General features: G+C 61.7%; 14 protein-coding genes. 9 read left to right on the top strand and 5 right to left on the bottom strand.

Annotation, left to right across the window (positions count from 1 at the left end):
- The first annotated feature begins 119 nt into the window (after window positions 1-119).
- A complete protein-coding gene (locus tag KTR60_RS26155; protein ID WP_007730860.1) occupies window positions 120-1208 on the top strand; it encodes an S-(hydroxymethyl)mycothiol dehydrogenase in 1089 nt (362 codons plus the stop codon).
- Window positions 1205-1831 (top strand): MBL fold metallo-hydrolase, encoded by a 627-nt coding sequence (locus KTR60_RS26150; protein ID WP_007730862.1) that lies wholly within the window; start codon window positions 1205-1207, stop codon window positions 1829-1831. The genes KTR60_RS26155 and KTR60_RS26150 overlap by 4 nt, the downstream gene beginning before the upstream one ends.
- Before the next feature lie 49 nt (window positions 1832-1880).
- Here KTR60_RS26150 and KTR60_RS26145 read toward each other — a convergent pair whose 3' ends face one another.
- Together KTR60_RS26145 and KTR60_RS26140 are read right to left on the bottom strand one after the other, a co-directional pair.
- Window positions 1881-2855, bottom strand: coding sequence for a phosphotransferase enzyme family protein (locus tag KTR60_RS26145; RefSeq protein ID WP_228401416.1), 975 nt, complete (start codon window positions 2853-2855; stop codon window positions 1881-1883).
- An 82-nt stretch (window positions 2856-2937) separates the two neighbouring features.
- Window positions 2938-3429, bottom strand: a complete 492-nt coding sequence (locus tag KTR60_RS26140) for an Lrp/AsnC family transcriptional regulator (RefSeq protein WP_007730865.1) — start codon at window positions 3427-3429, stop codon at window positions 2938-2940.
- Window positions 3430-3566: 137 nt separating this feature from the next.
- Here KTR60_RS26140 and kynB point away from each other — a divergent pair, with 137 nt between their 5' ends.
- From kynB to KTR60_RS26125, 3 genes are read left to right on the top strand one after another with little or no spacing between them, the layout of a single operon-like run.
- Window positions 3567-4298, top strand: a complete 732-nt coding sequence (gene kynB / locus KTR60_RS26135) for an arylformamidase (protein ID WP_228401415.1) — start codon at window positions 3567-3569, stop codon at window positions 4296-4298.
- Window positions 4295-5560: a kynureninase gene (kynU, locus tag KTR60_RS26130; protein WP_064443628.1), complete on the top strand. Its 1266-nt coding sequence runs from the start codon at window positions 4295-4297 to the stop codon at window positions 5558-5560. The genes kynB and kynU overlap by 4 nt, the downstream gene beginning before the upstream one ends.
- A gap of 52 nt (window positions 5561-5612) precedes the next feature.
- Window positions 5613-7046 (top strand): amino acid permease, encoded by a 1434-nt coding sequence (locus KTR60_RS26125; RefSeq protein ID WP_042921602.1) that lies wholly within the window; start codon window positions 5613-5615, stop codon window positions 7044-7046.
- 13 nt (window positions 7047-7059) lie between these two features.
- On the opposite strand, the gene KTR60_RS26120 is transcribed toward KTR60_RS26125, so the two are convergent.
- Window positions 7060-7746 carry a dienelactone hydrolase family protein gene (locus tag KTR60_RS26120; RefSeq protein WP_064443629.1) on the bottom strand — a complete coding sequence of 229 codons (687 nt, stop codon included), beginning with the start codon at window positions 7744-7746 and terminating at the stop codon, window positions 7060-7062.
- A 56-nt stretch (window positions 7747-7802) separates the two neighbouring features.
- Between KTR60_RS26120 and KTR60_RS26115 the strand changes: the two genes are divergently transcribed.
- From KTR60_RS26115 to KTR60_RS26100, 4 genes are all read left to right on the top strand, one after another.
- Complete coding sequence (locus KTR60_RS26115) at window positions 7803-8747, top strand: D-cysteine desulfhydrase family protein (protein WP_064443630.1); 945 nt, start codon at window positions 7803-7805, stop codon at window positions 8745-8747.
- Window positions 8744-9601 (top strand): helix-turn-helix transcriptional regulator, encoded by an 858-nt coding sequence (locus KTR60_RS26110; RefSeq protein ID WP_064443631.1) that lies wholly within the window; start codon window positions 8744-8746, stop codon window positions 9599-9601. The genes KTR60_RS26115 and KTR60_RS26110 overlap by 4 nt, the downstream gene beginning before the upstream one ends.
- A gap of 94 nt (window positions 9602-9695) precedes the next feature.
- Entirely contained in the window at window positions 9696-10679 is a 984-nt protein-coding gene (locus KTR60_RS26105) for an ABC transporter substrate-binding protein (RefSeq protein WP_030536016.1), read from the top strand.
- 420 nt (window positions 10680-11099) lie between these two features.
- Entirely contained in the window at window positions 11100-12266 is a 1167-nt protein-coding gene (locus tag KTR60_RS26100) for an alkane 1-monooxygenase (protein WP_030536015.1), read from the top strand.
- 36 nt (window positions 12267-12302) lie between these two features.
- Here KTR60_RS26100 and KTR60_RS26095 read toward each other — a convergent pair whose 3' ends face one another.
- Window positions 12303-13220: a nuclear transport factor 2 family protein gene (locus tag KTR60_RS26095; RefSeq protein WP_225320166.1), complete on the bottom strand. Its 918-nt coding sequence runs from the start codon at window positions 13218-13220 to the stop codon at window positions 12303-12305.
- A 32-nt stretch (window positions 13221-13252) separates the two neighbouring features.
- Window positions 13253-13891 (bottom strand): NAD(P)-dependent oxidoreductase, encoded by a 639-nt coding sequence (locus KTR60_RS26090; protein WP_030536013.1) that lies wholly within the window; start codon window positions 13889-13891, stop codon window positions 13253-13255.
- Between the last annotated feature and the right edge of the window lie 37 nt (window positions 13892-13928).

Here is a 13928-nt window from a genome sequence, read left to right as displayed (position 1 = left end):
GACCAGGGTTGCGGGCACCTACTTCGGGCTAACCTTTCAACGAGTGCACATATCGCAATGTGAAAACACGGCGCCATGTGACGACACGTCCTCAATCGCACGAAGCCAGGAGCAAAGCCATGCCACAGCAGGTACGCGGCGTCATCGCCCGATCCAAGGGTGCCCCCGTCGAAATCGTCCCCATCACGATTCCCGATCCCGGCGCCAACGAGGTAGTGGTCGCCATTGCAGCGTGCGGTGTGTGCCACACCGACCTGACCTACCGCGACGGCGGAATCAACGACGAGTACCCGTTCCTGCTCGGGCACGAGGCGTCGGGCATCGTCGAGAGCGTCGGCCCCGGTGTCACTCACGTCGAGGTGGGCGACTTCGTCGTGCTCAACTGGCGTGCAGTATGCGGGCAGTGTCGTGCGTGTAAGCGTGGCCGCCCGCAGTACTGCTTCGACACGTTCAACGCCGAGCAGAAGATGACGCTCGAAGACGGCACCGAACTGACGCCGGCACTCGGCATCGGCGCATTCGCAGACAAGACGCTCGTTCACGAAGGCCAGTGCACCAAGGTCGACGCCTCGGCCGATCCGGCTGTCGTCGGACTGCTCGGTTGCGGCGTCATGGCCGGCATGGGTGCCGCGATGAACACCGGCAACGTCGGACGCGGTGATTCGGTGGCTGTGATCGGGTGTGGCGGCGTCGGCGACGCAGCGATCATGGGTTCACGCCTGGCCGGTGCCAATACCATCATCGCCATCGACCGGGATCCTCGAAAGCTGGAGTGGGCCACGGAACTTGGTGCCACGCACACGATCAATGCGACCGAGGTCGACGACGTCGTCGAAGCAGTCCAGGAGCTGACCGGAGGTTTCGGCGCCGACGTGGTTGTCGACGCAGTCGGCCGTCCCGAGACCTGGAAGCAGGCGTTCTACGCCCGCGACCTCGCGGGAACCGTAGTGCTGGTGGGAGTTCCGACGCCGGACATGAAGCTGGAAATGCCGCTGGTGGACTTCTTCTCGCGCGGCGGAGCCCTCAAGTCGTCGTGGTACGGCGATTGCCTGCCCGAGCGTGACTTCCCCGTTCTGGTCGACCTGTACCAGCAGGGGCGTCTGCCGCTCGAGAAGTTCGTCAGCGAGCGCATCAAGCTCGACGAGGTCGAGAAGGCATTCGAGACGATGCACCGCGGCGAGGTTCTCCGTTCGGTGGTGGTCCTGTGACATTGCGAGTCGATCGCGTCGTCACCTCGGGCACGTTCAGCCTCGACGGCGGAACATGGGACGTCGACAACAACATCTGGCTGATCGGTGACGACAACGAAGTGGTGATCGTCGACGCAGCTCACACCGCGCAGCCGATCATCGACGCTGTCGGTGGACGCAAGGTGATCGGAATCGTCTGCACCCACGGCCACAACGACCACGTCACCGTTGCGCCGGAGCTGGCCGAGAAACTCGACGCTCCGATCTACCTGAACCCGGCCGACGATGTCCTCTGGGAGATGACTCACCCCGGGGTGAAGCATCTGAGCTTGGAAGATGATCAGCGTATTGCTGTGGCGGGTACGGACATTCTGGCCATCCACACACCGGGCCATTCCCCGGGGTCGACCTGCCTCTACCTGCCCGAGGCGGGGGAACTGTTCAGCGGCGACACCTTGTTCTCCGGTGGACCCGGCGCAACGGGGCGGTCGTACTCAGACTTCCCGACCATCATCGGGTCCATTCGCGACAAGCTGTTCGCGCTCCCCGCCGAGACCAAGGTTCACACCGGTCACGGCGACGGCACGACGATCGGTACCGAGGCGCCGCATCTCGAAGAATGGATCCGCGCCGGATCCTGATGTGGTCAGAAGCGAAGTGGGGACGCCGGTACCGGCGTCCCCACTTTTGTCACAACGCTGATGCCCAACCGGCGGTGTCGTTCTCACCCGGGATTGCCATCAGGCCGTGCCACAGTTCGAGGATCTCGAACCATTCTGTCTCGGATCGGCTGAGGGGACGGACGGATTCGTAGCCGGCGCGCAGGCTCTGCCGTACCGCGATCGGTGTCGGTCGCCAATCGGTGAACAGGGTGCCCAGATAGACGCTTGCCTTGGCCAGGTCGCTCACCCGGTGGTCGATCACCACGTCGTCGAAGTCGAGTACTCCGGTGGTCCGAGAGTTTCGAGTCAAGATGTTGGCTGCACGGAAGTCGTTGTGTACCAGTTGAGTTTGGTCATCGAGCTCGGACGCACGCGCCAGGAGGCCCACGAGCCTACGCGTTGCCTCAGGCGCGAACCCGCGGTCGAAATTCTCGAGCCAACCACCGATGCGCTCCTTCAACCCGGTGCTGCGCGACGAGAAAACCGATCCGTCGACATGGGTGGCGCCGAGCGTTCGGTGTATTTCTGCCAGACATGCTCCTGCCGAACGGACCGCCACGCGGTCCTGCACGTCCAACCAATCTCCCGCCAACTCCGGCAGTACGGTGAATGACACTGCGCACGAAGGCCCTTCCAGTGTTTCCCGGTCCAACAGTGTTTCCCGGTCCAATCCGTTCAGGGACGTGATTGGTGACGGAACGGGCACGCCCTGCGCGGCGAGTGCGCTCAGCAGGCGCGTCGACGCCTCCAGGTTCGCGAAGCGCTCTGTGTCGCGCGACCACTTCACCACCAGCCCACCTCGGTCGCTCGCAACCCACACAATCGCGTTCTGGTCACTGATCGCCATTCGCGAGCACTCGAGGGCCGTCAATCCCCAAGTCTGCTCGAGTACCGCCGAGACCCAATGGGTGGCTGCGCCGAAGCTGTTGAATCCGAATCGCTGCTTCAGAGCGGCTTCCGGCTCCACCGACTCCCAGAGCATGGACAACCCGAGTGGCAACATGCCGTTCGACTCTAGTGGGGGAAGTTCGAATCGAGGTGTCGATCTCGGAAGCACCCGAAGACGCCTTGGCGACAGCTGCAGTTCAGCCGCCTTGACTCAGTTCGCTGAAGATCAGGTTGGTCTGGGTATTGGCGATGGCCGGATCGTTGAGGTGCGCGCTGACGAAATCGCGAAGCCGAGTGGGGGATTCACACGACACGTGCACCAGGAGATCACGGTCCCCACTCATCAGGAACACTCGCTGAACGGAATCCAATCCGCTCAGGTGCTCGGCAATTTCCGTCATCCGACTTCTGGCGTGGGAGTGAATCAGAATCGACACCATCGCCGAGATCTCGAGGCCGAGTAGCTCGAGGTCTATGTCTGCGTGAAACCCCTTGATGACGCCCGATTCGCGTAGAGCGCGCATCCGCGCCAGAGCGGTCGACGGCGCTATCCCGACCTTCTCGGCGAGTGCGTTGTTGGGGATGCGTGCATCCCGGACGAGTTCGCGGAGAATCGCCGTATCGACGTCGTCGAGCCGAACATGATTCGGCCGAGCTGCGGCAGCTGCCCGTTCGATCGCATTTATCATCCGATTTCTCCCTGCCGTCGCGAAAATATTCAGCATCTATTGACCGCGCCCGTCGATGATCCTAGCTTTTGCCAAACACATCGAATTATCAAACGGTCGAGATCTACACAGTCGACTGTTGCGACGAAGGGGTCTGGATGCTTCCGAGGATCGGCCGACACGCGGGCGACGGACACACGGGCGACTGGAGGGCGCGGTTGATCGACATCAGCCCGCCGATCTCCGAATCGACGCCCGTGTGGCCAGGCGATACCGCCTTCACCCGCGATGTCACGTCCGACCTCGGCGGCAGTGACGCCGTCACCATCAACCGAATCACCACCACTCCGCATATCGGTGCTCACGCCGATGCACCGGCGCACACTCGCATCGACGGCGCGACCATTGGTTCCGTTCCCCTCGAGCCCTATCTCGGCGAAGCACTGGTGGTCGACATGACGGGGGTCGACGGTGCCGCCTGCATCAGGCCCGTCGAAGAGACGGTGGAGCGACTCGGCGGCCATCTGCCGCAACGGCTGATTCTGAGGACGTACCCGAAGTACCCACGCAAGTGGGACAACGACTTCGCCGGTGTTTCTCCAGAGCTGACCCACTGGTTCGCCGACCGCGGTGGAGTTCTGATCGGAATCGACGGCGCCTCGTTCGATCCGATGGACAGCAAGACCATGGACGGGCACCACGCGGCAAGCGATCGTAGCGTCGCGATCCTCGAAGGACTTTGCCTCGACGACGTCGACGAAGGCTACTACGAGTTGATCGCACTGCCGCTGAAGTTCCTCGACCTCGATGCCAGCCCGGTACGGGCCGTGCTCCGGACTCTGCCTTCATCACCCTCAACGCCGACACATGCAGGAGAAGAATCGTCATGACATCGACAGCCACACTTTCGTTGGAAGACTGCGTCAAGGCCGACGCAGTGGATCCCCTGAGGGAGTTCCGCCGCGAGTTCGCGATTCCGGAGGGCGTTCTCTACTTCGACGGAAACTCGCTCGGCGCGCGTCCCATTGCCGCGCAGGAATGCGCCGCGAGAGTGATCGGCGACGAGTGGGGCAACGGCTTGGTACGCAGTTGGAACGAGGCTGGATGGTTCGACCTCCCGGTCCGCCTCGGTGACAAACTTGCCCCGTTGCTGGGAGCAGGTGAAGGCGAAGTGGTAGTGACGGATTCGACGTCGATCAACCTGTTCAAGGCATTGGCCTCTGCGCTGTCCATCGCGGCTGCTCAGGATCCCAGCCGGAAGGTGATCGTCTCCGAGCGCGACAATTTCCCCACTGACCTCTACATTGCGGAGGGCATCATCTCGCTGCTCGATCAGGGATACGAACTACGCCTGATCGACCAACCGGGCGACCTCACCGAAGCAGTAGGACCGGACACCGCCGTAGTGATGTTGTCGCACGTCAACTACCGCACCGGAAACCTGTATGCGATGACGGAAGTCACTGCAGCAGTGCAGGAACGTGGCGCCCTCATGATCTGGGATCTCGCACACTCGGCCGGCGCCGTCACTGTCGATCTGAGCGGTGCCGACGCCGACTTCGCGGTCGGGTGTACGTACAAGTACCTCAACGGTGGTCCGGGTTCGCCTGCATTCATCTGGGTCAACCGTCGCCATCAGAACACCGGAATCCAGCCGTTGTCCGGGTGGTGGGGGCACGCGCGACCGTTCGCGATGGAGTCGGCCTACGAACCCGGCGCAGGAATACGGCGCTTTCTGAGTGGTACTCAGCCCATCACGTCGTTGTCTCTCGTCGAGTGTGGTCTTGACGTCGCGCTCAAAGCTGACATGGCCGACATCCGCAGCAAGTCGCTCGCGCTGGCCGATCTCTTCATAGACCTCGTCGAGGAGCGTTGCGCTGATTACGGTTTGCAGTTGATCACGCCGCGCGAACACGAGCGTCGTGGATCGCACGTGAGTTTTGTTCATCCCGAGGGCTATTCGATCATGAAGGCTCTCATCGCGCGGGGCGTCATCGGCGACTACCGCGAACCCGGAGTGCTGAGGTTCGGTATCACTCCGCTCTATCTCGGATACGCCGACGTGTGGAACGCCGTCGACGTGTTGCGAGACATCCTCGAGAACAAGTCCTGGGATCGCCCCGAATTCCGCGAGCGCGACGCAGTCACCTGATTCTTCCAAGTTTCCGCGGACCGGGAGGTACCGCCTTTCGCAAGGAGCTTTCATGAGTGATTTCAAAAACATTCAGCAGCGAGAATCAGGTCTCAAACGCGAACTCGGCCCCAAGCAGATGAGCATGATCGCGCTCGGCGGTGCAATCGGCACCGGACTCTTCCTCGGCAGTAAGTTCGCCATCGGATTTGCCGGCCCGAGCGTCATCATCAGTTACGCGATCGGCGGGTTGATCGCCCTCCTGCTGATGGGTGCCCTTGCCGAAATGACTGTTGCACATGCGACATCAGGTTCGTTCGGTGCGTACGCAGAATTCTACGTCGGACCGTTGATCGGCTTCCTCGTTCGCTATCTCTACTGGTCATGCATCGTCCTCGCGGTCGGGACCGAGGTCACCGCGATCGGTGAATACATGCAGTTCTGGTTCGCCGACGTACCGTCGTGGCTGTGGATCGTGTTGTTCTCCGGAGTGCTGATCGGCGTGAACATGTTCAACGTCAAGGCCTTCGGAACGATGGAGTACTGGTTCTCGACGATCAAGGTCTTCGCGATCGTGGCGTTCATCGTGATGGCAGCGTACGTCGTGTTCGGTAGCGGAAACCCGGACTACGGATTTCACAATTACACGGCCGGTGGCGGATTCTTTCCGAATGGTTTGTCCGGCATGTGGTTTGCCGTGATTGTATCGATCTTCAGCTACTTGAGCATCGAGATGATCGCCATTGCGGCCGGTGAGGCGGAAAACCCCGCGGTGGCGGTGAAGAAGGCATTCCGTGTGACGATCGTCCGACTGTTCGTCTTCTACATCGCAACCCTTGCTTTGATTCTGGCAATCGCTCCGATGGACAAGATATTGAGTGGCGGAAGCCCTTTCGTTACGGTGATGCAGGTTGTGAAGATTCCGGGCGCAGACAGTGTGCTGAACTTCGTGGTGATCATTGCCGCGCTGTCCGCGATGAACAGTCAGCTGTACGTGTCTTCGCGAATGATGTTCTCGCTCTCCCGTGCTGGTGACGCGCCGGCCATTCTCGGCAAGGTCAGGGCCAACGGCTCACCGGTCAATGCCTTGCTGCTGTCGACGTCGGGTATCGCCGTCGCAACCATCGTCTACGTGCTCTTTCCCGAGCAGGCATTCACCTTGATGATCTCGCTGTCGATGTTCGGGGCGATGGCGACGTGGCTGCTGATCTTCGTGACGCACTGGTTCTTTCGCAAGCGGATGGCAAGCGAAGGACGAACCCTCTCGTTCACGATTCCGTTCTTCCCGGTGGGGACGATACTGGGTGGTGTCCTCATGGTCGCGATCCTCGTCACGACATTGTGGGTCGAGGATTTCAAGATGACCTTGGTGTTCGGGGTGCCGTTTGTTCTTGCCGTGATCGGCATCTACTGCTTCACCCGATCACGTCGGGCGCAGAGTCGAGCGGTAACGGCTGAACAGGTTCAGGACGAGATCACCGGCACGGTGGTCAAGCGGGTTCCCTGACTTACATTGGCAATCACAGGGTTTCGGCGAAAAACTCCATAGTGCGGGTCCAGGCGAGGGCAGCAGAATCCGGGGCGTAGTGGCTGGCCGAAGTGTCGTTGTTGAACGCGTGGCCGGCGTCGGCATAGCGGTACACCCGGGCGAGATCGGACGCGGTTGCGCGCAATTGCTCGACGCTCTCCGGCGGGATACTCGGATCGAGGTCGCCGTAGTGACCGAGCCACGGGACCTGCAGTTGCGCTGCAAGTTCGGTGCCTGCGGCAATCCCATCCCATCGGGCTTCTGCAACGCCGCCACCGTAGTACGTGACAGCGGAATCGACGAGGGGTACGGCGGCACACCACAGGGATGCGGTGCCGCCCATGCAGAATCCGAGGGAGCCGACTTTGTCTGCTCCCTCGGATCGGCTGTAGTCGACGGCGGCACGTACGTCGTGGCCGATGCTTGTGCCGTCGAGTGCCATGAGCGCATCCTTCGCGGACGGGAAGTCGGTGAAGGAGGTCTGTGCGCCGCGATGGTAGAGATGCGGGGCGACGGCAAGGTAGCCGCCATCGGCGAGACGCTCGAGGATGCTCTCGATGTGCTTGTTCACGCCCCACGCTTCTTGGAGAACCACAACCGCATGCTTCGGTTCTCCTGGCGAATCCGGTCGGCTGACGGTCAGCGGCACGTCGTGTGTGGTCGTCGTGAAAGTTCCCATATCCAGACTGTAGGCGAGCCCAGACTGTAGACGGACCGTCGAATTAGACTCGTCAAATGTTGAGTTCCGCCGTACAGCCGATCATCTTGGGCAGTTGGCCGACGCCCGTCGAACCTCTGGCGCGTTGCGCGCAGGCACTCGGATTGGGGCCGGAAGACCTGTGGATCAAACGTGACGACGTCACCGGCCTGGGCGGTGGCGGCAACAAGATCCGAAAGCTGCAGTACACCTGCGCTCAGGCTTTGGCCGTCGGCGCGACGACACTGATCACTACCGGTGCACCGCAAAGCAATCACGCTCGCTTGACTGCGTCGGCAGCAGCCCGTTTGGGATTGCGTTGTGTGCTGGTGCTCGGTGGTGCCGAGCCGGAATCCGCGCAGGGAAATCTCGTTCTGGATGCACTCGCGGGCGCTGAGATCGTCTGGGCCGGTGGGGACACGGCATCCGCGCTCCACGCCGCGGTGCAGGCCGTCGCGGACTCGGGCGGTGTACCTTTTGTCATTCCCTTCGGTGGTACCAGCGCGGTGGCTGCGCAGGGATACGTGGACTGCGCACGCGAGATCGAACAGCAACTCTCCGGCGTCGATCGCGTCGTGGTTGCACTCGGATCGGGTGGAACGATGGCAGGCCTTGTCGCGCATCTGGGCGTCGACAGAGTTGTGGGCGTCGACGTCGGGGCTGTTGCCGACCCGGTGTCGACTGTCTCTGGGTTGTTGGACGAGATGCCTGGTCCGACCGTGCGAGCCGCAGATCTTCAGATCCTGCGAAACCAAGTTGGACAAGGATATTCGACGCTCACGGAAGCATCAGCCGGCGCGATCCGATGTTTGGCTCGTACTGAGGGCATCTTCCTCGACCCGACGTACACCGGCCGAGCCTTTGCGGGATTGATCCAACTCGTGAAGGACAAAGCCATCACGGCGGGATCAAAAACGGTCTTCCTGCACACCGGTGGGTTGCCTGGCCTGTTCGGACATCCCGAACTGTCGACGCTGCGGTGAGCGAGCAGATCGACTACCCGCTCAGCAGTCCGCTCGACGAACTGTCCGAGTGGCAACGCGTAGTGCGACCGCTGCGCGTCAGTGCCGACGGGTATCTGCGTTTGGCGACCAATCGGCTGTCAGTCGACTCCGACTACACCTGGGAGATGCACCGCCACAGCGATCACGAATTGCTGTGGGCGATCGACGGTGTTCTCGAGGTCCGTACTCCGGAGACTGTGTACACGGTGCCGAGCGGGGTCAGTCTGTGGATCCCGTCCTATGTTCCCCACGAGGTGACGGCGCGTAGCGGCACAGAATTGTCGTGCACGTGGTTGGTGGCATCCGATGTGACCGGGTTGGATCGTGTGGTGGCCTTGTCCACCCCTCCACTGCTCGAACAAGTACTCGATCACCTCACCCGAGACGACTTGACGGACGCGGCGCGTCGGCGAGCCGAGGCGTTTGCCATCGATCTCGTCGAACCCGTTCCACGACTGATTTTCGATGTACCGCTGCCGACGACGCCGTGGCTTCGGCAGATCGCAGACCAGTTGGTTGCCAGCCCGGCCGACACCCGATCGGTCGAGGAGTGGGCCACCGACGCAAAAGTCAGTACGAGGACTCTCACACGACGGTTTCCGGCCGAGACCGGATTGACCTTCTCGGAATGGCGTATGCGATTGCGGGCTCATCACGCGATGCAACTTCTGGCACTCGGTCGAAGCATCTCGTTTGTGGCGCGGAAGACGGGTTTTCGTTCCGAAAGCGCGTTCGGTGCGGCTTTTCGTCGAACGATGGGCGTGACACCGGGGGAGTTTGCAAGCCTGATCGATCATCCGCGCGCGCCAATGACCGATTGGCTACAGGACTAGTCCGAACAGCGACTCAAAGCATCTCGATCGGACTTGTGCCGTGCCGCAGAATGAACTTAGGGTTGGCTAAACAATCACCCTGTAGGAGTTCTGCGTGCGCGCAATTCGATCATTTTCTTTCGGTTCCAGAGTCATTGCAGCGGCGGCGGTTGCCGTCGTAGGTGCGATGGTGGTGACCGGCTGTTCCTCGTCGTCGGCCGACTCCGAGCAGACGGACGTCCGGACCGTCGCGTCGGCGTACGGGGACATCGAGGTTCCGGTTTCACCTGAGCGCGTCGTCGCCGCGTCGTACGACACTCCTTGGCAGCTCATGTCCCTCGGAGTGAAACCGGCTGCCGTGCAGGACTACGGCAAGTGGATCAGTGAATTCACGCCGGAGCAGCAGGCCTTCGTCGACGGGCTCCCGACCATCGGGCCTTTCGGGGAAATGAACTTCGAAGCGATCGCTGCGGCGGATCCCGACATCATTGTCGGCGACGCCGACGAGGTGGACCAAGCGGCGTTCGACCGTCTGTCCGGCATTGCACCCACCGTCATCGTCAAGGGAGAGAGCCGAGGCGACTGGAAGAAGATCACCACCGAGCTTGCTGAGGCAATTGGCAAGACCGACGTGCTCGAGTCGACGCGGACTGCTTACGAAGAGAATCTCGAACGTGTCCGTGGCGAGTACGCCGACGTGATCGCGACCAACAAGTGGATTCACATTTCACTCGGAGACGCGCCCGGCGCTTTCTCGGTTCAGCAGCCCACCGGTGCGATCGGCAATTTGGTGGTCAACGAACTCGGATTGGCGTACGGGCCCGGTGTTCCGACCAATTACACCGATGCCGGATACGCGTCCTATCCGATGGAGCAGTTGGCCGACATCCTGAACGGCGTGACGGTCGTGCTGTATCCGCTGAACGCGGACGGGTCGACCAGTGCGGCGGTTCAGGCGGTCCTCGACGACAACCTCTTCACGAGGCTGCCGGCGGCGCAGGCCGGGCACGTCTTCGGATTGCAGTCGAGCGTCACAGACTTCGTGACCGCGAACGGTTGGCTGAACGAAGTGAAAACGAAGGTGTTTGCAACGCTCTGACGCTTGCTCACCTTTTCACTGCGTGCCCGCAACTGACCAGTTGAGGGCGCGCAGTCTTTTTGGTCGCCACTACGAGCGGAAATCCTGTCCTCTGCTTATGATTTCTGTCACTGCCGGTTACCGTTACTTCGACGAGGGCGACGCGGTTCGACCTTGCCTTGGCAGGGATCATCGATCCTCGGCGACGTGCGGAGGTGGTCGCCATCCCCGCAGATCCGTGGGGTATTTTGTCCGTATCTACTGTCGGGGTGAGCAGTGATGTGCGGGGGAGTTTCTGGTGAGTACAAGCGCTCGTGCCGTCTTTCGAGCAGGGCGCTCTGGATTTCGGGACCATACCCGTCCGGGCATTAGTTCTGGTTTGCTGAGCGTGAACGGTGCGTGGGGCGAATCGTTCGAGGGGACGAAAGGCGAGATCGGCGAATGACAGCGACTTCCGACGCACGGCGTACCGAATCGAACGCTGTCCAGAACACCGACTCGCCGTCCGGCGAAAATCCGCGCTGGCGCGACCGCAAGAGGTACCTGTGGCCGCTCGGATTGCTGATTCCACTCAGCCCGTTCATCTCCTGGTTTCTCGTCGACAACCTTCGTCTCGGATTGTTCTGGGCGACCGGCGCGTGGCTACTGGTCATCGTCATCCCGATCATCGACATGCTGGCCGGTGAAGACGGCGAAAGTCCGCCGGACGATGCGATCCCACGACTGCAGAAGGACCGCTACTACCGCTGGTGCACTTACGCGTTCCTCCCCTTGCAATACGCCGGTCTGGTCTTCGCCTGCTGGTGCTGGATCAACGCTCCGATGGGAATCGCGGAGAAGATCGCGATGTCGTTCACGGTGGGCGTCGTCGCCGGCGTCGGTATCAACGCGGCCCACGAGCTCGGCCACAAGAGCGAGAAGATCGAACAGTGGCTCGCGAAAGTGGCGCTTGCGCAATCTCTCTACGGGCACTTCTACGTGGAACACAACTTCGGCCACCATGTGCGTGTAGCTACTCCGCAGGACCCGGCCAGCTCACGGTTCGGTGAGAGCTTCTGGAGGTTCTTGCCACGAAGCGTGTTCGGCGGGCTGCGTTCGGCATGGCGCATCGAGAGCGCTCGACTCCAGAGGAAAGGCAAACGAACCTGGAGCTTCGAGAACAATATTCTCAACGCTTGGGCGATGAGTGTTGTCCTCTTCGCGACGCTGATCGGTATCTTCGGTTGGGAGGTCGCGCCCTGGCTCCTGCTGCAGGCAGTTGCCGGATTCACCTTCCTCGAAGCCGCGAACTACCTCGAGCATTACGGCCTGCTGCGTGGCAAGCGTGCCGACGGCTCGTACGTTCGCTGCAGCCCCGCTGACAGTTGGAACAGCGATCACGTCGTGAGCAATCTGTTTCTCTACCAACTGCAGCGGCACAGCGATCACCACGCCAACCCGAAGCTGCGGTACCAAAGTCTGCGTAGCGCGGCCGAAGCGCCGCAACTTCCGGCCGGCTACGCAGTGATGATCGTGATCGCGTGGATTCCACCGCTGTGGCGCCGGGTGATGGATCAGAGATTGTTGGACTACTACGACGGCGACACAGAACGAATCAACGTCGGCTGATCCGCATCCCTCTCTGAACTGTTCGGAGTTGCCGTCTCAGCGACCGTCGTCCCACACGGTGTTGCCGCTTGCAGTCGTCGACGGGTAGTCCTGGACGGCGTCCCAATGCTCGACGATTTTGCCGTTCTCGTCGAATCGGAAGATGTCCATCGAGCCGCTGCCGGCCGTTCCCTCACCGGACGAAGCGAAGGTCTGAACAAAGACGAAGTCGCCCTCGGCTACCGTCCGTGGAAACTTCGTGGCCTTGTCTTCGGTAACGGGTTCGATCCCGGCCAGTGCGGTGACAAATGCGTCCTTGCCGTCAGCGAACGAGGGGTTGTGCTGCGTGTAGGTCGGACCGACCAGCTGGTCGGCAGCCTCGGCGGCTTTGCCTTCGTTGAAGGCGAGCTGCAGGAACGTCAACGCGTTGGCCGTGTTGCGCTCCAAGACTTCTGACGACTTGGACGGCGACGAGGTGGGTCCGTCGAACATCGTGTTCGGATTCGCGGACGTTTCCGGCACGTCTTGAATGGCATCCCAGTGTTCGACGATCTTGCCGTTGTCGACGCGGAAGATGTCGAATACCGCCTGGCCGCGGTCGCCGGGTGCAGACGTGGTGTGGGACTGGAGGGCAACCAGATCGCCCTCGGCGAAAACGCGAGTGATCTCGGCATGCAATCCGGGTGTGGCCTCGACGTAACCGCCTATGCCGCTGACAAATCCGGCTGCCCCATCGGCGGCGGTGGGGTTGTGCTGGATGTAGACGTCGCCAAGGTACCGGTCGGCGGCTTGCTGAACCTGACGGCCGTTGAACGCCAGTTCGTAGAAGTCCGTGACGACGGTCTTGTTGGATTCGAGTTGATCGCCCTGTTCGGCAACAACGCTCGTGGACGTCGTAGAACTGCTGGGCGTTGCGGATTCCGCGTCGTTGGAGCACGCGGTGAGCAGGAGTGCGGCGGCAGCGGGAACAGTCATCCAGGCTGCGCGCCTACGAAGGTTGCTCATATTCAGTGTGCGACGGTGAAACGCTGGCGACGGTGGGCCGGAGTCTCGATCTCGTCGACAAAAGCGTGTGCGTAGTCTTCGCCCGCGATGGCGGAGTTGCCCTCGGCGTCCGTCAGGAGAATGTCGCCACCCAACTGGAACGATCCCTTCGGGGCGACGCCGGCATGGGCACCGAACGCAGCGGCCGGGCTCACGTAGAACCAGTCGACATTGCTGTCGGTCGCGCGGAGCGCATCGAGGACGTCGGCGTGAGCGAGTGCCTCACCCTTGTATGCGTCCGGGAAGTCGGGGGTGTCGACGACGCGTGGCCCACCCTCGGAGACCAACAGGCTGCCGGCGCCACCGACTACGGCAATGCGAGCACCGTTGCGAGCGGCGGCATCTGCGAGGGGAGTGACGGCGTCGAGCAGGCGCTTGCCGTCGATCTCGCGAGCGGGGATGGCAACGACAACGACGTCGTTGTCTGCCGTGATCTGCTCCACGATCGTGTTGTCGTGAACAGAACCCTGCACGACATTCGTGTCGGTTCCGGACTGCGCGCTGCGAGCGACGACGGTTACCTCGTGGCCGCGTGAAGCGGCTTCTTTCGCGATTGCGCTTCCTGCAAAACCGTTTCCACCGAATACTGCGATCTTCGACATGGGGTGTGCCTTTCCTTGATGTCGTCGTTGTGCTTGT

It is taken from the genome of Rhodococcus sp. C1, from assembly GCF_020809065.1.
Classification (GTDB): domain Bacteria; phylum Actinomycetota; class Actinomycetes; order Mycobacteriales; family Mycobacteriaceae; genus Rhodococcus_F; species Rhodococcus_F qingshengii.
This window is presented reverse-complemented; position numbering and strand designations above follow the sequence as displayed.